The following is an 18,894-nucleotide window of genomic DNA, read 5'->3' on the forward strand; positions in this document are numbered from 1 at the left end:
ATTTTGTGCATTTGATAAATAAAACCTATCACCTTACTAAAAGTAAGGCATAGCAAGGGCTAGAGAAGGATCAGTGCCATGAGTATTAAGCTACAACAGTTAAAACATTTTGTTTTAGTGGTCGAAGAAGGCGGATTTCGAGCGGCATCTCACCGAGCAAATCGCTCACAAGCGGCACTTTCTACGTCGATAAAAGAGCTAGAAAAAATACTTGGTCAGCCACTGTTTGAAACAGGCAACAAATCAACCCTGACACCTTTCGGAGAAATATGCCTGCCAAAAATCATTCAATTCCTGAATGTTTACAAAGCATTAGACAATGACCTACGCGCAGCCGCAGCAGGACAACAAGGAAGAGTTAGAATAGCAAGCGTGCCATCAGTAGCTGCAAAATTAATCCCTAGTGTTTTAGGGGCTTTTTGTGAGCAGTACCCGAATGTTGAGGTAAGCTTGATTGATGATAACGCGGCGGGTGTAGAAGCAAGATTACTCTCTGGAGAGGTAGATGTTGCCCTCGGAAATAGTTCCCATTTAGAAGAAGAGAACATCGACTTCACGCCTTTGCTTTCTGATCCGATCGGTGTGGTGTGCCTAAAAGACAACCCTATCGCCTCTCAGCAAGAAGGAATCGAATGGCAAACTTTGTTAAAACAACCCTTCATTCGCAACGGGACTTGTACCCTACTTGACCCAACACCAGCAAGAATGCTCAGTGAACAAGCTTTGTATTCAGTAGAGAACATTACTTCGTTGTTTTCGGTGTTAGAGCTTGGGATAGGCGTGACCACGCTGCCTAAACTGGCTTTCCCAACCAATGAAACCCGGCTGGTGTGGATTCCGTTGATTGACCCGCCTTTACAGCGTCAAATCGGTATTTTCAGATTGTCTGATCGGACGATATCGCCACAAGCACAAGCCTTTCACGATTTGTGTATTCAGTACCTAAGTTATGAAGACTAATAGAGGGACATAATTGAGTTTGTTTTCTTAAAAAGCGGTTGATAGAGCAACACATCAAGAAATTCCAGCTCTAATATCCAGACTTTTGACCTTTCTATCTTGAGCTTAGTGCCCTAACCTTCAGATTTTTGCCCTATCTTCAGCTCCTTACATCCATGTGAGGAGCTGAATTTCTTCCATCATATTCATCTTAAACGCCGACTTATCCGTTTCGGATCGCCTGAAAGGCGTTAAGAATGAAGTCACGACAAACTATTTTGAAAAATAACCACTTCCATATAGAGAACGCCGTACAAATAAATGACTCAATGCACGAAGGCTTTCATCGCTAACTAAACTTGCTTTATCCACTTGTAGAATCACACTCAACAATCAACTTATAAATGACGCTAAGTGTTTGAATATACGTAATTGATAAGATCGTAACTTGCTCAATTGGTATCTAAAACTTTTGCACAACAACGCCACTTTTAGCTAAAAATAAAGCATTTAAAATTTTCATGAATAAAGTTATTCAACTATTACTTTCATAAATGAAAGACATTCATTTCAAAAATGGAATTATTGATGTCGCTTTTTGTCGTTTTGAGAACATAATTTTAGGCGTAGTTTATATTTTGTCGAAACGATAGCGAATTATTTTTATCGTTTAATTTCGTCAGGAGATATAAAGCCAGCAAGATTATTTCTTTGTTAACAAGTAAAGGTTTATTAACAAGTCAAATTGCTATTAACAAGTAAGTGCTAGTAACAAAACATATTCAAACTGTGTTTTATATTAACTTACACTGTTAATTAAATATAAGGTTTTATTATGAGGCTTAATGAGATAAGTAGCGACATCCTTGTTGCTGCTAAAAGAGTTGTTCTCTGCCAAATAGTATTAGCCATCGGTGTAGTTTTATATGAAGTGTTTTTTGGTAATAAAGTAGATATGGAGTCTTCAGCTTTGGGTGTCGTAATCGCGATGTTACCACCGCTGTTTGGTTTTATATATGCAAGCCTAAAGGTGCACAAGAATCCTAATTATAGTTTACGTGACTTAATGCAAATGAGTCGTGTCGTGAAAATAACCTATACGTTCTTAATGTTTATCTTGGCATTCCAGTTTTTTAAATTGGATAACCCAGTAATATTATACGCGTACATTTTCACAATGATTGGGTACTTCTTAACACCATTTATTACTGCCTCTACAAGATCGGAGTACGTGTAGTATGGATCAAGTCACTACCGCTCACGAATACATAGAGCATCACTTAACCTTCTTAACTACAGGTGATGATTTCTGGGCGTTCAACATTGACTCAATGTTGGTATCTTGGATTACGGGTTTATTGTTTATTGGAGCTTTTCGATATGTCGTGACCAAGGGCACTAGCGGTGTTCCAGGTCGTTTTCAATGTTTTATCGAGCTTATCTTTGATTTCGTTAACAACCTAGTCAAAGAGATTTTTCAAGCGGAGGATAAATTAATAGGGCCACTGGCATTGACCACTTTTGTTTGGGTGTTGTTAATGAATGCAGTCGACCTATTACCAATTGATTTAATACCAGGGTTAACTCGTGTAATAGGTTTAGAACACTTTAGAGACCTACCGACAGCGGATGTAAATATCCCAATGTCGATGGCACTCGGTGTTTTTATTCTACTGTTAACGTATACGTTTAAGAATAAAGGTTTGAAAGGCTTTATCAAAGAGCTTACTACTCAGCCATTTGATAACCCTCTTTTATATCCTGTTAACTTAGTTCTTGAATTAATAACATTAATTTCAAAGCCAATATCACTAGGCTTACGATTATTCGGAAACATGTATGCAGGTGAGATGATATTCATCCTTATTGCATTAATGCCATGGTGGATGCAATGGGCACTCAGTGTTCCATGGACTTTATTCCACATATTAATCGTATTCTTACAAGCATTTATATTTATGGTACTGACCGTTGTTTATTTAGCAATGGCAACAGAAGAACACCATTAATTAATAACTAAAAATTAACTAACAAATTATTTATCGGAGATACAAATGGATATCGTAAGCGCAGTTTTATATGTAGCAGGTGCATTACTGATCGGTTTAGGTGCAGCGGGTGCAGCATCTGGTATTGGTAACTTAGCAGGTAAATACCTTGAAGGTGTTGCTCGTCAACCAGACCTTACTCCAATGCTTCGTACTCAATTCTTCATCATGATGGGCCTTGTGGATGCTGTACCGATGATCGGTGTTGGTATCGGTCTATACATCATCTTTGCCGTTGCTTAATTAAAAGCTTTGAAAAGATCGATTTGTAAATAATCAAGATTTAGTGAGGAAGGTATGAATTTAAATGCCAGCATGTTTGGTCAAGCAATCTCATTCGTGATTTTTGTTTGGCTATGCATGAAATATGTATGGCCCCCTCTCACCGCGATGTTAGACGAGCGCCAAAAAGAAATCGCTGATGGCTTACGCCACTCAGAGAATGCAGCGAAAGAGCTAGAACTAGCAAAATCAAATGGCGCACAACTCGTCGCAGATGCGAAAAAAAATGTGACCGAACTGATTGAGCAAGGCAAAAAACGCCGCAACGAAATCATCACCTTAGCTCACCAAGAAGGTGAGCAAGAAAAAGCGCGCATCTTAGAGCAAGGTAGAGCTGAGCTAGAAGGCGAACGTCAAAAGTTACGCCGTGAACTTCAGGCGGATATGGCAGACGCTGTTATTCAAAGTGCACAGAAATTGATCAGCAAAAACCTAGATTCTGAAACGAACCGAGCGTTAGTTGATCAAATGATAAGCGAACTCTAAACGGAGGCAATATGTCAGATTACACCAATATTGCTCATCCCTACGCTAAAGCATCGTTCGACTTTGCTTTAGGTGAAAACAAGTTACAAGAGTGGCACTCAATGCTGTCCATTCTTGTGACGGTAGCGGAAGAAGAAACGATCGCTAAGCAGATTTCATCAGCAGAAGGTGTTCACACACAGCAATCTGAAGAACTGGTCAATCTCATCATTCACGTATGCCAAGGACTCGTTGATGACCACGTCATTAATCTCATTAAAGTCTTGGCTGAGAATGGCCGTCTTGCCGTGATCAGAGACTTGTTTAACTTGTTCAGCGACCTAAAGGACGAACATGAACGTGTAATCCCTGTCACTGTCACCAGTTCAGAATTGCTTACACAAGATCAAGTTACATCACTCACTGCTGCACTTGAGAAGAAATTAGAGCGTCAGGTTGAAATGGAACAGGTTATTGATGACTCGCTGGTTGGCGGGATCGTAATCAAGGCGGGTGAAACCGTCATCGATGGTTCTTTGAACACATCAATTAACCGATTAGCTCATCAACTTCACGCGAGATAGGTAACAATTATGCAATTAAATTCAAATGAAATCAGCGACCTGATTAAAGATCGCATCTCGAAATTTAATGTGAGCACCGAAGCTCGCAACGAAGGCACCATAGTCTCGGTTCGTGACGGCATCATTACCATTAACGGCCTTGCGGATGTCATGCAGGGCGAGATGATCGAACTTCCAGGTGGCAAATACGCTCTTGCTCTTAACCTTGACACGCACTCAGTCGGTGCCGTGGTTATGGGTCCCTACACTGACCTCTCTGAAGGTATGAAAGTGAAAGGGACAGGTCGTATCTTGGAAGTACCAGTCGGTAATGGACTTCTTGGCCGTGTAGTGAACACACTAGGTGAGCCAATCGATGGCAAAGGCCCAGTGAGTTGTGACCGACTCGACCCTGTAGAAGTAATTGCACCCGGCGTAATCGAGCGTAAGTCCGTCGATCAGCCAATTCAAACCGGTTATAAAGCCGTTGATACCATGGTGCCTATAGGTCGTGGTCAACGTGAACTTATCATCGGTGACCGTCAGACCGGTAAAACAGCGCTAGCTATCGATGCGATCATCAATCAGAAAGATTCTGGCATCAAATGTGTGTACGTGGCTATTGGCCAGAAAGCATCGACTATCGCAAACGTTGTTCGTAAACTCGAAGACCACGATGCGCTTAAAAACACCATCGTAGTTGTAGCATCAGCATCAGAATCAGCCGCGCTTCAATACCTAGCACCTTATGCGGGTTGTACCATGGGCGAATACTTCCGTGACCGCGGTGAAGATGCACTGATCATCTATGATGACCTATCAAAACAAGCCGTCGCTTACCGTCAAATCTCATTGCTATTGAAACGCCCACCGGGTCGTGAAGCCTTCCCTGGCGACGTATTCTACCTCCACTCACGCCTACTAGAACGTGCAGCACGAGTGAATGCGGAATATGTAGAGAAGTTCACAAACGGTGAAGTAAAAGGCCAAACAGGTTCATTAACCGCGCTTCCGATCATTGAAACTCAAGCGGGTGACGTATCGGCGTTTGTACCAACCAACGTAATCTCAATTACTGATGGTCAGGTTTTCCTACAAACCCAACTATTCAACTCAGGTCTACGTCCTGCTGTTGACCCAGGTATCTCGGTATCTCGTGTGGGTGGTGCAGCTCAGTGCAAGATCATCAAGAAACTGTCTGGTGGTATTCGTACATCGTTAGCTCAATACCGTGAGTTAGCCGCATTTGCTCAGTTCTCTTCTGACCTAGATGACATGACGCGTAAGCAGCTTGACCATGGTGAGCGTGTAACCGAACTGATGAAGCAAAAACAATACTCTCCAATGTCTGTCGCTGAGCAAGCAACGGTTATCTACGCAGCAGAAAAAGGCTATTTGGCTGACGTAGAGTTGCACAAAGTTGCACGTTTTGAAGAAGAGTTAATTGCTTACGCAAAAGGTCAAAACCCGGAATTGTTCGACACCATCAACGAGAATGGTGACTACAACGACGAGATCGACAGTGCACTTGCAAAGCTTCTCGGTGACTTTGTAGCGTTGAAAGCTTGGTAAACGCTCCGGTTTGTTGGCTGGAAATCAAAACAAATTAGGAGCAGATAATGGCAAATACTAAAGAAATTCGCACCAAGATAGGCAGTGTTAGTAACACTCAGAAAATCACCAGTGCAATGGAGATGGTTGCGGCAAGTAAGATGCGTAAAGTTCAAGACAATATGACGCTAACACGTCCATATGCCGAGAACATGCGTAAAGTTATCTCTCATGTCGCATCAGGGTCGCTGGAATACCAGCACCCCTATCTTCAACAGCGTGAACCAAAACGTGTTGCTTACATCATTATTTCGTCCGATCGGGGCTTATGTGGTGGCTTGAACTCGAACTTGTTCAAGAAAGTGTTAGAAGAAATGGAGCAATGGCGCACCAAGGGAGTCGAGGTAGAAACAACCTTAGTGGGATCTAAGGCTATCTCGTTCTTCCAACGCAGCGGCAATGTTATCGCGCAAACGTCAGGCCTTGGTGACGCGCCTAAATTAGAAGACATTTTAGGTACGGTTAACGCGATGCTAGGGCATTACGACGACGAAAAAATCGACAGCTTGTATCTCGTTTATAACCAGTTCATCAACACCATGGTTCAAGAACCAACGACCTTGCAGTTGCTGCCCCACCCTTCAGATTCAGAGGCCGATGGCGGTACGAAAAAAGCGCGTCGTTGGGATTATATCTATGAGCAAGCACCAAGAGACATCCTCTCCGAGCTGTTGCATCGATACATTGAATCGCAAGTTTATCAAGGCATCGTAGAGAGCATTGCCTGTGAACAAGCAGCCCGAATGGTAGCCATGAAAGCGGCGACCGATAACGCAGGCCAACTCATCGATGATTTGCAGTTGGTTTACAACAAAGCGCGACAGGCTGCCATTACCCAAGAACTGAGTGAAATAGTCTCAGGTGCTCAAGCTGTCTAAGGGCAGAAAGAGTGGGTCAGAATAGAATTTGAGGATTTAGAGATGAGTGTTGGAAAAATAGTTAAAGTTATCGGCGCGGTGGTAGACGTCGAGTTCAGCGGTGGCAACAGCCCACGCGTTTATGATGCATTGAAAGTGACGAGCGAAGAAGCAAAGTCGCTCGTATTGGAAGTTCAACAACAGCTGGGTGGCAGTATCGTTCGTTGTATTGCAATGGGTACGTCAGATGGCTTGCGCCGCGGCCTCACTGTTGAAAACACCGGTTCTCCAATCACGGTCCCTGTGGGCGAAGAAACCTTAGGCCGTATCATGAACGTGCTTGGTCAGCCTATTGATGAATGTGGTGAAATCGGCCAGAAAGAAAGCTACGAAATTCACCGTGAAGCGCCCTCTTATGAAGAGCAAGCCAACAGCACTGAGCTTCTAGAAACAGGCGTTAAGGTTATCGACCTTATCTGTCCGTTCGCGAAAGGTGGTAAAATCGGTCTGTTCGGTGGTGCTGGCGTAGGTAAAACCGTCAACATGATGGAGCTTATCAACAACATCGCAAAAGCTCACTCAGGTCTCTCTGTATTTACCGGTGTTGGTGAACGTACTCGTGAAGGTAATGACTTCTACTACGAGATGAAAGAAGCTGGCGTACTAGACAAAGTTGCCATGGTTTACGGTCAAATGAACGAGCCACCAGGAAACCGTCTACGTGTTGCACTTACAGGCCTGACTATGGCGGAACGCTTCCGTGATGAAGGTCGTGACGTACTGTTGTTCATTGATAACATCTACCGTTACACACTTGCGGGAACAGAAGTGTCGGCATTACTAGGTCGTATGCCTTCAGCGGTAGGTTATCAGCCAACATTGGCTGAAGAGATGGGTGTACTTCAAGAACGTATCACTTCGACTAGACAAGGCTCTATCACGTCTATTCAAGCGGTATACGTACCTGCGGATGACTTGACCGATCCATCGCCAGCAACAACCTTTGCTCACTTAGATGCAACCGTTGTACTGTCTCGTAACATCGCTGCATTAGGCCTCTACCCTGCAATCGACCCATTAGATTCAACATCTCGCCAATTGGATCCTCTTGTGGTTGGCCAAGAGCACTACGACATTGCACAAAAAGTACAAACAACGCTGCAACGCTACAAAGAGCTAAAAGATATCATCGCGATTCTTGGTATGGACGAGCTATCGACTGAAGATAAACAGACGGTATCTCGCGCTCGTAAGATTGAACGTTTCTTAACTCAGCCTTATCACGTAGCCGAAGTGTTTACTGGTCAGAAAGGTGTATTTGTACCGCTAAGTGAAACACTGAGAGGCTTTAAAGGCCTTCTAGGCGGCGAATACGACGATATTCCAGAACAGGCATTCTTGTACTGTGGCTCTATCGACGAAGTGCTTAACAAAGCAAAATCACTCTAAAAAGGTAGGTGCATCATGGCTATCGGAGTTACAGACAATACATTTCAACTTAATATCGTAAGTGCGGAAGGTACGCTGTTTTCAGGGCCAGCCTATGCCCTAGCCGTTTCTGGCGCTGACGGTGAGCTGGGGATCCGCCCCGGTCACTCCCCGCTGCTAAGCAAAATAAAGCCAGGCGTGACAGTATTTGTCACAGCCCCTAAATCAGAGGGACAAGTGCTGTATATCTCTGGCGGGATGCTTGAAGTTCAGCCGGATGTGGTCACAGTGTTAGCCGATACCGCATTGCACGGCAAAGACATTGACCGCGCTCGCGCAGAAGAAGCGAAATATGCCGCTCTAGAGAACATCAACAAGGGCAACATAGACATCAACTTTGCACAAGCTCAGCTTGAACTAGCAAAAGCCGTTGCTCAGCTTCGCGCATCAGAACTGACGTCTTCTCGCACTCGACACTGAGAATAAGCGTTATTGGCCGTTAGCAGTGCTAGCAAACAAATACAAAAAAGGCTCACTAACTAGTGAGCCTTTTGATATCTGCGTAACGTAAAACCGAGGTCTAACGTTGCTTGATGTTCAAACGAATAGTTTTAAAAGATTCGTTTTAGAAAAGCAGTTTAGAGCAGTCGTTTAGAACTGTAGTTTAAAAGAATTCAATCGAGTTACGGCCGCTTTTGTCGTCACGTTGTGGCTTAGGCGTATCCGCTTTCTTTTTCGGTTTGTTTTCTTTCTTCTTCTCTTTTTTCTCTTTCTTCGGTTCAGCCGTTGCGCTTAGCATTTCTGCTTTGCTTTTCTTAGGTTCTTTCTTCTTAGAATCCTTTTTAGACTGACCTTTCTTCGCCTTGTTATCTTTTTTAGGCGCTTCTTTCTTTTTCGGCTTGTCTGATTCTTCTTGTACTGGCTGATCACACACCACTACATAGTACTCTTGGTTGAATTCAAAGAAGTCGCCATCGTACATTTTACGACGTTTACGAGTTTCTAATTCACCATTTACCGCAACATAACCTTCAGAAATGATGTGTTTAGCCTCACCGCCACCACTCACTAGGTTAGCAATTTTAAACACCTTGTAGAGCTCGATTGGCTGTGATGAAACATCAATACCAATTGCTTCAATTTCAATCTCTTCGCCTTCTTCGCCTAGCTCTTGGCCTTCGTAGTCAGCGTCTTCGTAATGTTCTTGGTCCATGGTGACCTCTACCTAAATATGTACTTCTGAAATATTGGGCGCAGTGTAATCTTAAAACAACTAAATGACCATGTTGAATTCACCGAGCACTCGTTTGTTCTCGTTACGCACCCACTTTACATCGCACCACCAACATTGGAAAGACTGACAAGTTGCTTGGTGTATTCATGCTGCGGATTGCCGAATAAAGTCTCAGTGTCGCCCTTCTCTATCACCTCTCCGGCTTTCATGACTATGGTGTAATGACAGAGAGACTTCACCACGTTGAGGTCGTGACTGATAAACAAATAAGTTAGGCCATACTTTTCTTGTAATGACTTCAGTAAGTCTAGGACTTGCGCTTGTACCGTTCTGTCGAGTGACGATGTCGGTTCATCGAGCAAGATAAACTCTGGCTTTAGAATCAAAGCTCGAGCAATTGCAATACGCTGCCTTTGACCTCCCGAAAACTCATTAGGGTAACGGTGACGAGTTTCTGGGTCTAAGTCGACCTCTTTCATTACGTCACAGATGCGTTGGTCGAGTTCACTGTCGTCCAATTGTTGATGAACTAACAAACCCTCACCAATCACTTGAGCCACTGACATTCTTGGGTTCAAGGCAGAGAATGGGTCTTGAAAGACCACTTGCATACGACTTCGAAACGGTAGCATCTGTTGGCGATTTAAGCCTTGAATTTGTTCATCTGCGTAAGTAATCGAGCCTTCACTTTGCACCAACTTCAATATCGCCATACCGGTTGTTGATTTGCCAGAACCACTCTCACCTACCAAGCCGATAGAGTGCCCCTTCTTCAAGGTGAACTCCATGTCGGTGACGGCTTTAACATGTGAAATGGTGCGCTTGAATAAACCGCCGGTAATCGGAAACCAAACACGAAGTTGGTTTACATCAAGCAGAGGTTCACTTTCCGGTGATACGGGGACAGGCAAACCTTTTGGATCGGAATTGATGAGCTTTTGAGTGTAAGGATGAGATGGTGCGTTAAAGAGTGTTTTGCAGTTATTAACTTCTACAAGGCGGCCGTCTTTCATTACCGCTACTCTGTCGGCAATTTTACGAACAATACTCAAGTCATGGGTAATAAAAAGCATCGCCATACCCAGCTCTTGTTGCAGGTCTTTCAACAAGTCCAAAATCTGCGCTTGTACCGATACATCTAATGCTGTCGTGGGTTCATCAGCAATAAGCAGCTCTGGCTCATTGATCAGTGCCATCGCTATCATTACACGCTGACGCTCTCCACCAGACAGCTCATGCGGATAGGCTGAAATCTTTTGCTCTGGATAACGAATACCCACCTTTGAAAGCCACTCTATCGCCAAGGCTTGCGCTTTGTTAGTCCGCATACCTCGGTGAATCGCGAGGGTTTCAACCAGCTGCTTACCGACTCGATGAAGTGGATTCAGTGACACCATCGGCTCTTGGAAGATCATACCAATGCGGCCACCACGAATCCCGCGTAATTGCCTTTCAGAGCAACTCAGGATGTCGGTACCAGAGAAATTAATCTTACCGTTTAAGTAGTGCGATGAGCCTTTAGGCAGCAACTTCAACACGGAGTTGGCTGTAACCGATTTACCGGAACCACTCTCGCCCACCAACGCGAGTGTCTCACCTTTGTATATTTCTAAAGAGACATCTTGCGTCACTTGTTCTATCGAATCTTTTCGCCCGAAACCGACAGACAATTTATCTATGGTCAGAACTGGAGATGCATTAGCAGCCTCTGCTGTTAACCCTGAAGTAGGAACTGTATTTGAAGTCATAACTTATCCTTACTTCTGTTGATGTGGGTCGAAGGCATCACGCACTGCTTCACCAACGAAGACGAGTAACGTAAGCATCAGAGAAAGTACGACGAAAGCAGAGATACCAAGCCAAGGCGCTTGCAAGTTAGCTTTACCTTGCGCCAATAGCTCACCTAATGAAGGCGAGCCCGCAGGTAAACCAAAGCCCAAGAAATCTAACGACGTTAATGTGGTGACCGAGCCTGAAAGGATAAACGGCATCATGGTTAACGATGCGACCATCGCGTTAGGTAGCATGTGACGAAGCATAATGCGTTTATCATCAACACCCATGGCTTGCGCGGCTCTTACATAATCAAAATTTCGACAGCGTAAGAACTCTGCTCTCACAATACCAACAAGGCTCATCCAACTAAACAGAACCATAATCCCGAGCAACCACCAGAAGTTCGGCTCGATAAAACTGGAAAGGATAATCAGCAAGAATAGAGTCGGCATGCCAGACCAGACTTCAATGAAACGTTGTCCGAATAGATCAACCCAACCACCGTAGTAACCTTGGGTCGCCCCAACGACGACACCGACCACACTCGATACTATCGTCAGAATAAAACCAAACAGAACCGAAATACGGAACCCATAAATGATGCGGGCTAACACATCTCGCCCTTTATCATCGGTTCCTAGCCAATTCACTGAGTCGGGCTCCGAAGGCACCGCGCCCGAAATATCGAAGTTTATCGTATCGTAGCTAAACGGAATGATTGGCCACACGATGTAACCGCTGTCTTCAATGAGTTCGATAACATAAGGATCTTTGTAGTCGGCTTCGGTTTCAAACTCGCCGCCAAACTCCGTCTCAGCATACTCATTGATAACAGGCACAAACCACTGATTATCATAAGAAACCAAGAGTGGCTTGTCGTTGGCAATGATCTCAGCGAACAGGCTCACGCCAAACAAGATGGTAAATATCCAAAGGGAGATAAAACCACGCTTATTTGCTTTAAAACGTAACCAACGAGCTTCAGCTAAAGGGTTGTTAAACATTTATTATCAATACCTTTTTATTCGTTCGCCATTAACGCGCTTCAAAATCAATTCGAGGATCAACCCAGGTATACGTCAGGTCGGAGATAATGCTCAGCACCAAGCCAAGCAAGGTCATGATATAGAGAGAGCTGAACACCACGGGATAATCTCGTTGAATGGTCGATTCAAAGCCGAGCAGGCCGATGCCTTCGAGTGAAAACATCACTTCAATCAACATAGATCCCGTAAAGAAAATACTAATAAATGCGCTTGGGAAACCCGCAATAATAATCAACATGGCATTACGGAAAACGTGCTTGTAGAGAATACTGCTCTCGTCCAAGCCTTTTGCTCGCGCCGTGACCACATATTGCTTATTGATTTCATCAAGGAAGGAGTTTTTGGTCAGCATGCTGAGTGTGGCGAAACCGCCGATGACCATAGCAAAAATAGGCAACGCTAAGTGCCAGAAGTAATCGCCAATTTGCTGATACCAATTGAGCTGGTCGAAGTTACTCGACACTAACCCACGCAATGGGAACCAACTGAAGTAGTTACCACTCGCGAACAAAATAATCAGGATAATCGCAAACAAGAAGCCCGGAACGGCATAACCGACAATCACCACCGCACTCGACCAAATATCAAACCGAGAACCGTGGTGTATCGCCTTCATGATACCTAGGGGTATCGAAATCACATAGATGATTAACGTGCTCCACAACCCCAAAGAAATGGAAACAGGTAAACGCTCGATGATTAAATCAATCACGTTACCGCCCTTAAAAAGGCTTTCACCAAAGTTAAAGGTCGCGTAATTTTTCAACATATCGAAGTAGCGAACGTGAATCGGCTTATCAAAACCAAATTGCTTTTTGATCTCTTCAACCACTTCAGGTTCAAGCCCACGAGAGCCTTTATAGCCACTGGCAGATGCTTGGTCACTTTCGCTTAAATCAACTTCTTGTCCACCACCAGAAAAGCGCTCCATGATGCCAGAGTTGTGCCCTTCTAATTGGGCAACGGCTTGCTCTACCGGGCCTCCGGGCGCAATCTGAATAATGAAAAAGTTGATGGTGATGATCGCCCACAGCGTGGGGATCACCAACAGTAAACGCCGAAATATATACGCGGCCATGCTAACTAACTCCTAGCGACGTTTTTCAGGAAGCAAAGCCGCCTTCTCTTCTGAAATCCACCATGTATCGATACCTAAATCGTATTTAGGTAATACATCTGGACGCTCAAACTTGTCCCACATTGCAACGCGATATTCACCAACGTGCCATTGAGGGATGTTGTAGAAATTCCACTGCAATACACGGTCAAGTGAACGACCTAGTGTAAGAAGCTTTTCAGGATGCTGTTGGTTACGCGCAATTTCTTCTGTTAACGCGTCAACCACCGGATCCATTACACCTGCAGTATTGTATGTAGAATCAATGTAGTTAGAGTTCCAAACAATCATTAAGTTCGGGCTAGGATAAGGGTTTGCGGAAAATGAAGACGACACCATGTCGAAATCGCGATCACGAAGACGCTTGATGTACTGAGTGGTATCGATGGTACGGATCTTCATTTCGATACCCATACGCTTGAGGTTCTTTTGAACAGGCGTTGCGATACGTTCCGTGGTTGGGCTGTAAATCAACAACTCAAACGACATCGGCTTGCCGGTCTTTTCGTTGGTCATTACTTTGTCTTTCAGTACCCAACCCGCTTCTTTCAGCAGTTTGAAAGCGGTACGCATTTGGCTACGAATACGGCCGCTGCCATCGGTGACTGAAGGTTGGAATTCTTCGGTAAACACTCTCGGTGGAATTTGATCTTTGTATTGAGACAGCAACTCAACTTCAGCTTCGCTTGGCAAGCCTTTCGCTTCATAGTCGGTGTTTTGAAAGTAGCTACGAGTACGTTTGTACTGACCATAAAACATGTTCTTGTTCATCCACTCAAAGTCCATCGCGTAGGTTAACGCTTCTCGAACTTTAGGATCAGAGAACACTGGAGATTGAATATTGAAGACAAAACCTTGAGTCGTCTCTGGCTTCTCATGGTTGATCTCTTCTTTAATGATGTAGCCTTTGTCGAAGTTCGCTCCAGTATAAGAGTTGGCCCAGAACTTAGCCGAGTTTTCGGTTCGAAGATCAAACTCCCCTGCTTTGAAGGCTTCCAACATTACGGTGTCATCGCGATAGTAATCGTACTGCACTTGCTTGAAGTTATTACGACCAACGTTAACGGGTAGATCCGCAGCCCAGTAATTTTCATCTAAACCGTATGTAACGCTTTGACCAGATTTGTAGCTAATGATCTTATAAGGACCACTGCCTACTGGTGGTTCACTTAAAGGTTCCGACAGCTTTCTGTCTTTCCAGAAATGTTTCGGCAATACACGAGTGCTTTGGGCAAAGCTAAACAGCTTCTCGCGATTTGGCTTGTTCATCTCAATACGAACAACCGAATCAGAAACAGCCGTTACAGACTCGATTTCTTTGTAATACACGCGATATTGAGGCACACCTTCTTTCGAAAACTTGTCAAAGGTGAAGGCGACATCGTGAGCGGTGATAGGTTTACCATCTTGGAATTTAGCATTTGGGTTGATGTCGATTTCCATCCAAGTGAAATCACTGGCGTAGCGAACCTTTGAAGCGATCAATGGATAGTACGCATCAATCTCGTCACTCGGAGAAAACATCAAGGTATCGTAAATCTCACCCGTATAGCTGGCAGCAACGCCGCGAGAACCGAATCGATTAAAGCTATCGTAGGTACCAATGCGGCCATAAGTCACTTTGCCCTGCTTTGGCGCATCAGGATTAACGTAATCGAAGTGAGTGAAGTCGACAGGATATTTTGCTTCACCAAAACCGACCAGTTGCGTGGTTTCAATAACGGTGACGGCTGGAGTAGATTCGGTATCAGAAGCGTGTGTAACGGAGGGATATAGAGCAATTAGCGGCAGCATGACTGCACATGACTTCAAATTAGACCTGAAAAATTGAGTGCGCTGTGAGGCTTTGCTTCGGAAATCTGTTCCCATTTGACTCTCCCTTCAAATGTTATGAATTCTATATTCAAGTTGATTAATCGGCTTTGAATGCATGCCGTTAAAACAAGTATAGGTTCAAATCTAACATCATGTAATAACTAATAAAACCATCAGCACTCCATCTCTGACGGTTTATTTACAAATTACTCGTCACCGCTCGAAACTATTGGATGCAGTTAGCGCTGATCGCTTTGATTCCTTTAATTAGCTTAGTGGCGTTGGAAAGTACAGGGTAAGGCAGAGGCACGGAGATTACTCTAGCGGGAATGACATAAGCCTCCACGGTTTTGATTCGCTTTGAAAGTGAAATTTAGGTTCTAAATAATCAACAAACTATACTTTACTGGAGTATCCTTGCTGCTTAGGTCTAAATGGAATGACACTTTGAACAAACCAAACCACATAACATTCGCAACGTTCAACCTTCTGAACTATCTCGAACCACCGAATGCGTATTATGATTTTGAGAACATCTACAGCTTCGAAGAGTGGCAGAAGAAGCAACATTGGATGGCTGAAACGATTCGTTCATTAGATTGTGATGTGATTGGCTTTCAAGAGATATTTAGCCCACAGTCTTTAGATCAATTGATGAACAAGCTAGGTTATCCATACTTTGCTGTGGTCGATAGCTCACACGTTGAAGATGATTACCTATACACATCACCTGTCGTTGGTATCGCATCCCGCTACCCAATTGAAAATGTGCAGCCTGTTACGCCAGATTCAAAGTTGCTTTCGGCCTTCAATCTTAGTGACAACTTTTCCTTCAACCGAACACCTGTTCACGCAACGATTACGTTACCCCATTTAGGTTCGACCGACTGTTATGTGGTGCACTTCAAATCACAACGCCCGACAGAACCAAAAGAAAAATCTGTCGATGCGGACTATGCTCAGCAAGGCGAAAAGCCACAAAGTGACACGCTCACTCGCTTCCACCAAGAACAACTTGGGTCTTGGCTATCGAGTGTGCAGCGCGGCCTGGAAGCTCAGATACTGCATCAATACATCACCAATCAACGTTACCAAACCGATCAGCCTGTTGTGTTAATGGGTGACTTTAATAAGCCACTGTTTCACGATGAGTTCAAAGGACTATTGAGCTATTCGTTGAACCGAGATGAAGCGAGTAGACATTGGTTATCGCACTTCCGCTTAAAAGACAGTTGGGATCTCTATCATCAATTGCATGAAGAAGATTTGCTCGAACGACGCAAACCAACGCACTACTACGGGGCTTCTGGGTCTGTACTGGACTACATTTTGATGTCGAACGAATTTGACTGTCAGAACTCTTCAAGTTTAATGGAAATCTCTCGCTACACAGTGCTCGACCATCACCTCATCAATCCCAGCTTTGAACACGACCAATTCAGTACTGACCATGCCATCGTCGCTGTCACGGCTAATATTCGTGAAGCCTAGCTATTCGATTACATCTTCAATCGAGAGTTACCTGAGTTGAACATGAAAAAAGCCGCAATCAAAAGCTGCGGCTTTCCAATCTAACCAAACGGGTTGAGTCAACCGACGCCCCATTTAGAAATCGATTTACCGTTTAGCAAAGTGTGAAACTTAGAATGTGTACATTGCGCCAAGATAGAATGAAGCCAATACGATATCTTTCTCTACCTTCTTGCGGTTCCAAGAGCTGCCCTCGTCAACTTCTACTGTAAATGCATCGGCTTCATAACCAAGTCTCAGGCTTAACTCAGAAAGCTTTTCTGGGGTGTATTCAACGCCAAAACCAACTCGTACACCTGCACCTGAGTCAACGAAATCAGAACTTGAAGGACGTGAACCGTCTGAATACTTCATATCGAGATCGATTGAAGATAAGCCAATTGTACCAAATGGGCGAACGCCATTATCAAACGTATAACCAAGATTTGCAGCAATCGAAAAGACTTGAGGAGTCCATGTAAAACCAGCGTTGCTTCTTAAAGGATATTTAGCAACCACATCACCATAATCCGTGTACTGAAGCTCAAGTGATACAATACGGTTAAACTTATAGCCAGCAATGATTCGGTAAGCATTGTCTTCTGCTTCAAACGTCACTGGCTCTTTAATTGATGAAAATAGTCCACCATCATCCACGCCAGAAGTACCAATGGCACCACCTAGATACAAACCACTGTCCGCTGCCATTACATTGTTTGCTGCAAATGCTGACATCATTGCGATGCTTAGAATTAATTTATTGTTCATTACTGCTTGACCTTACTTAGTGCAAATCAAGATTGTTACGCCTTCCTGTGCTGCACAATCTTGTTAGAGTTACCCGACACCCCGTCGAATTCGAATGCAGGATAAGCTCACAGAAAACAAAAAAATAAATAAAAATATAATTACTTTGTAACCTCAGCCAACAGAATCAGTTAAAACAAAATAAACCACTGAATAAAAAAGAAATAAAAAACATCTCACATTTGCTCGAGCAATCAATTCCCTTTCAAATTATCCGGTTTTTATGTTTTTTCACCTGGCACTTACGCAAGCTTACTTTCAAGAGTGACGTGATTTAGCATAATTCGAACGCTTTAGTAGCTTACGACTTAACTCAATCTCCACCATTCAGAATAAGACGAATAGAAACACGATGAACCACACAATAGAGCTCAACGGCTTAATCATTGATACTGACTCTCGAACGATTACTAATAGACAGGGAAATAAAATTACTTTACGCCCTCATCTGCTTTCAGTGCTCTGTTTACTAGCAGAAAATCTTGGGGATCCCGTTTCTAGGGAAGATATTATTGATGTGTGCTGGGAAGGGGAACTCACCTCTCCTCACATACTTGCTAACGTCATCTATAATCTGCGTAATGTTTTTACGCGCTTAAGAACACCAGACATTCAGATAACCACAATCACCAAGTTTGGCTACATTTTGTCGGTTGACCCCACTTAATTAAATTTAAGCGACACTACATTGTGTCAAAACTGTATGAGCAACAAGCCGTAGCGCACTCTTTATATCTCCATTGTGAACGTATTTATGCAATCAATGGCGTTGATTAAGATCACTAAAAAACGCCCCATCGAAACGTTTCGATGATCATCATCACACTCTAAAACAATCAAACGTGCAAATGATGAATCAAACACTATTATCACTATCGAAACGTTTCGATGGTTTTTTCTTGAGTTGTTCTCAACCCATTAAACGTTATTTTTCGATAGGTCGTGATATGAAAAAAAGTACTCTAATTAATTCTGAACTCTCTTACTTAGTGGCGACTCTTGGCCACACAGATGAAATCACGATTTGTGACGCGGGCTTACCGATTCCAGACCACGTAACTCGCATTGATCTTGCTCTGACTCACGGTGTACCAAGCTTTCAGCAAACGGTTAAAACTATGCTGGATGAATCTCAAATTGAAGGTGTTGTGATTGCAGAAGAGTTTGCGAAAGTCAGCCCAGAGCATCACGCTGCGCTGATTGATTTGATCAAGACAGAAGAAGCGCGTTGCGGCAAACCGCTTTCGATTACGTACATCACTCATGAAGAATTCAAAGAGCGTACGCATGAAAGCCGCGCAGTGATTCGCACAGGTGAATGCACACCATATGCGAATGTCATTTTCCAAGCTGGCGTAACGTTTTAGCTCAAGCGAAACGTAACGACAGTCCAGCGT

Annotated in this window: 19 protein-coding genes; 13 read left to right on the forward strand and 6 right to left on the reverse strand. The window is 43.8% G+C overall.

All coding sequences use genetic code 11. From position 1 onward, the window contains the following. Nucleotides 1-78 precede the first annotated feature (78 nt). From OCV44_RS14885 to OCV44_RS14930, 10 genes are all read left to right on the forward strand, one after another. Nucleotides 79-960 (forward strand): LysR family transcriptional regulator, encoded by an 882-nt coding sequence (locus tag OCV44_RS14885; RefSeq protein WP_139684200.1) that lies wholly within the window; start codon nucleotides 79-81, stop codon nucleotides 958-960. An 814-nt stretch (nucleotides 961-1,774) separates the two neighbouring features. After that, on the forward strand, nucleotides 1,775-2,176 hold the full coding sequence (locus tag OCV44_RS14890) for an ATP synthase subunit I (RefSeq protein ID WP_139684199.1): 402 nt from the start codon (nucleotides 1,775-1,777) through the stop codon (nucleotides 2,174-2,176). A 1-nt stretch (nucleotide 2,177) separates the two neighbouring features. Beyond that, on the forward strand, nucleotides 2,178-2,948 hold the full coding sequence (gene atpB, locus OCV44_RS14895; RefSeq protein ID WP_139684198.1) for a F0F1 ATP synthase subunit A: 771 nt from the start codon (nucleotides 2,178-2,180) through the stop codon (nucleotides 2,946-2,948). A gap of 45 nt (nucleotides 2,949-2,993) precedes the next feature. After that, nucleotides 2,994-3,230 carry a F0F1 ATP synthase subunit C gene (gene atpE, locus OCV44_RS14900; protein ID WP_004730405.1) on the forward strand — a complete coding sequence of 79 codons (237 nt, stop codon included), beginning with the start codon at nucleotides 2,994-2,996 and terminating at the stop codon, nucleotides 3,228-3,230. A gap of 54 nt (nucleotides 3,231-3,284) precedes the next feature. After that, nucleotides 3,285-3,755 (forward strand): F0F1 ATP synthase subunit B, encoded by a 471-nt coding sequence (locus tag OCV44_RS14905; protein WP_004730401.1) that lies wholly within the window; start codon nucleotides 3,285-3,287, stop codon nucleotides 3,753-3,755. 11 nt (nucleotides 3,756-3,766) lie between these two features. Next, complete coding sequence (locus OCV44_RS14910; RefSeq protein WP_009844933.1) at nucleotides 3,767-4,318, forward strand: F0F1 ATP synthase subunit delta; 552 nt, start codon at nucleotides 3,767-3,769, stop codon at nucleotides 4,316-4,318. Between the two features lie 9 nt (nucleotides 4,319-4,327). Continuing rightward, complete coding sequence (gene atpA, locus OCV44_RS14915) at nucleotides 4,328-5,869, forward strand: F0F1 ATP synthase subunit alpha (RefSeq protein WP_139684197.1); 1,542 nt, start codon at nucleotides 4,328-4,330, stop codon at nucleotides 5,867-5,869. A gap of 47 nt (nucleotides 5,870-5,916) precedes the next feature. Further along, nucleotides 5,917-6,786: a F0F1 ATP synthase subunit gamma gene (gene atpG, locus OCV44_RS14920; RefSeq protein WP_139684196.1), complete on the forward strand. Its 870-nt coding sequence runs from the start codon at nucleotides 5,917-5,919 to the stop codon at nucleotides 6,784-6,786. A gap of 42 nt (nucleotides 6,787-6,828) precedes the next feature. Then, nucleotides 6,829-8,214, forward strand: coding sequence for a F0F1 ATP synthase subunit beta (gene atpD, locus OCV44_RS14925; RefSeq protein WP_139684195.1), 1,386 nt, complete (start codon nucleotides 6,829-6,831; stop codon nucleotides 8,212-8,214). A 15-nt stretch (nucleotides 8,215-8,229) separates the two neighbouring features. Next, complete coding sequence (locus OCV44_RS14930; RefSeq protein ID WP_139684194.1) at nucleotides 8,230-8,673, forward strand: F0F1 ATP synthase subunit epsilon; 444 nt, start codon at nucleotides 8,230-8,232, stop codon at nucleotides 8,671-8,673. A gap of 184 nt (nucleotides 8,674-8,857) precedes the next feature. Here the strand turns inward: OCV44_RS14930 and OCV44_RS14935 are convergent, their stop codons facing one another. The 5 genes from OCV44_RS14935 to OCV44_RS14955 all read right to left on the reverse strand — a co-directional run bounded on the left by OCV44_RS14935 (nucleotide 8,858) and on the right by OCV44_RS14955 (nucleotide 15,235). Further along, nucleotides 8,858-9,406, reverse strand: a complete 549-nt coding sequence (locus OCV44_RS14935) for an RNA-binding S4 domain-containing protein (protein ID WP_139684193.1) — start codon at nucleotides 9,404-9,406, stop codon at nucleotides 8,858-8,860. Nucleotides 9,407-9,522: 116 nt separating this feature from the next. Next, nucleotides 9,523-11,175: a microcin C ABC transporter ATP-binding protein YejF gene (gene yejF / locus OCV44_RS14940; RefSeq protein ID WP_139684192.1), complete on the reverse strand. Its 1,653-nt coding sequence runs from the start codon at nucleotides 11,173-11,175 to the stop codon at nucleotides 9,523-9,525. Between the two features lie 9 nt (nucleotides 11,176-11,184). After that, nucleotides 11,185-12,207 (reverse strand): ABC transporter permease, encoded by a 1,023-nt coding sequence (locus tag OCV44_RS14945; RefSeq protein ID WP_139684191.1) that lies wholly within the window; start codon nucleotides 12,205-12,207, stop codon nucleotides 11,185-11,187. A gap of 31 nt (nucleotides 12,208-12,238) precedes the next feature. After that, nucleotides 12,239-13,327: a microcin C ABC transporter permease YejB gene (locus tag OCV44_RS14950; protein ID WP_108092549.1), complete on the reverse strand. Its 1,089-nt coding sequence runs from the start codon at nucleotides 13,325-13,327 to the stop codon at nucleotides 12,239-12,241. 12 nt (nucleotides 13,328-13,339) lie between these two features. Continuing rightward, a complete protein-coding gene (locus OCV44_RS14955; protein ID WP_139684190.1) occupies nucleotides 13,340-15,235 on the reverse strand; it encodes an extracellular solute-binding protein in 1,896 nt (631 codons plus the stop codon). A 393-nt stretch (nucleotides 15,236-15,628) separates the two neighbouring features. Between OCV44_RS14955 and OCV44_RS14960 the strand changes: the two genes are divergently transcribed. Further along, entirely contained in the window at nucleotides 15,629-16,672 is a 1,044-nt protein-coding gene (locus OCV44_RS14960) for an endonuclease/exonuclease/phosphatase family protein (RefSeq protein WP_139684189.1), read from the forward strand. Between the two features lie 150 nt (nucleotides 16,673-16,822). Here OCV44_RS14960 and OCV44_RS14965 read toward each other — a convergent pair whose 3' ends face one another. Continuing rightward, nucleotides 16,823-17,458, reverse strand: a complete 636-nt coding sequence (locus OCV44_RS14965) for a porin family protein (protein ID WP_139684188.1) — start codon at nucleotides 17,456-17,458, stop codon at nucleotides 16,823-16,825. Between the two features lie 391 nt (nucleotides 17,459-17,849). Between OCV44_RS14965 and OCV44_RS14970 the strand changes: the two genes are divergently transcribed. Continuing rightward, nucleotides 17,850-18,164, forward strand: coding sequence for a winged helix-turn-helix domain-containing protein (locus OCV44_RS14970; RefSeq protein ID WP_139684187.1), 315 nt, complete (start codon nucleotides 17,850-17,852; stop codon nucleotides 18,162-18,164). A 280-nt stretch (nucleotides 18,165-18,444) separates the two neighbouring features. Next, a complete protein-coding gene (rbsD, locus tag OCV44_RS14975; RefSeq protein WP_029222043.1) occupies nucleotides 18,445-18,864 on the forward strand; it encodes a D-ribose pyranase in 420 nt (139 codons plus the stop codon). Nucleotides 18,865-18,894 lie beyond the last annotated feature (30 nt).

The sequence above is a fragment of the Vibrio tasmaniensis genome, assembly GCF_024347635.1.
GTDB lineage: Bacteria > Pseudomonadota > Gammaproteobacteria > Enterobacterales > Vibrionaceae > Vibrio > Vibrio tasmaniensis.

Coding starts and splice junctions, on each gene's coding strand:
- OCV44_RS14885 (WP_139684200.1), top strand. CDS start 79: ATGAGTATTAAGCTACAACAGTTAAAACATTTTGTTTTAGTGGTCGAA.
- OCV44_RS14890 (WP_139684199.1), top strand. CDS start 1,775: ATGAGGCTTAATGAGATAAGTAGCGACATCCTTGTTGCTGCTAAAAGA.
- atpB (WP_139684198.1), top strand. CDS start 2,178: ATGGATCAAGTCACTACCGCTCACGAATACATAGAGCATCACTTAACC.
- atpE (WP_004730405.1), top strand. CDS start 2,994: ATGGATATCGTAAGCGCAGTTTTATATGTAGCAGGTGCATTACTGATC.
- OCV44_RS14905 (WP_004730401.1), top strand. CDS start 3,285: ATGAATTTAAATGCCAGCATGTTTGGTCAAGCAATCTCATTCGTGATT.
- OCV44_RS14910 (WP_009844933.1), top strand. CDS start 3,767: ATGTCAGATTACACCAATATTGCTCATCCCTACGCTAAAGCATCGTTC.
- atpA (WP_139684197.1), top strand. CDS start 4,328: ATGCAATTAAATTCAAATGAAATCAGCGACCTGATTAAAGATCGCATC.
- atpG (WP_139684196.1), top strand. CDS start 5,917: ATGGCAAATACTAAAGAAATTCGCACCAAGATAGGCAGTGTTAGTAAC.
- atpD (WP_139684195.1), top strand. CDS start 6,829: ATGAGTGTTGGAAAAATAGTTAAAGTTATCGGCGCGGTGGTAGACGTC.
- OCV44_RS14930 (WP_139684194.1), top strand. CDS start 8,230: ATGGCTATCGGAGTTACAGACAATACATTTCAACTTAATATCGTAAGT.
- OCV44_RS14935 (WP_139684193.1), bottom strand. CDS start 9,406: ATGGACCAAGAACATTACGAAGACGCTGACTACGAAGGCCAAGAGCTA.
- yejF (WP_139684192.1), bottom strand. CDS start 11,175: ATGACTTCAAATACAGTTCCTACTTCAGGGTTAACAGCAGAGGCTGCT.
- OCV44_RS14945 (WP_139684191.1), bottom strand. CDS start 12,207: ATGTTTAACAACCCTTTAGCTGAAGCTCGTTGGTTACGTTTTAAAGCA.
- OCV44_RS14950 (WP_108092549.1), bottom strand. CDS start 13,327: ATGGCCGCGTATATATTTCGGCGTTTACTGTTGGTGATCCCCACGCTG.
- OCV44_RS14955 (WP_139684190.1), bottom strand. CDS start 15,235: ATGGGAACAGATTTCCGAAGCAAAGCCTCACAGCGCACTCAATTTTTC.
- OCV44_RS14965 (WP_139684188.1), bottom strand. CDS start 17,458: ATGAACAATAAATTAATTCTAAGCATCGCAATGATGTCAGCATTTGCA.
- OCV44_RS14970 (WP_139684187.1), top strand. CDS start 17,850: ATGAACCACACAATAGAGCTCAACGGCTTAATCATTGATACTGACTCT.
- rbsD (WP_029222043.1), top strand. CDS start 18,445: ATGAAAAAAAGTACTCTAATTAATTCTGAACTCTCTTACTTAGTGGCG.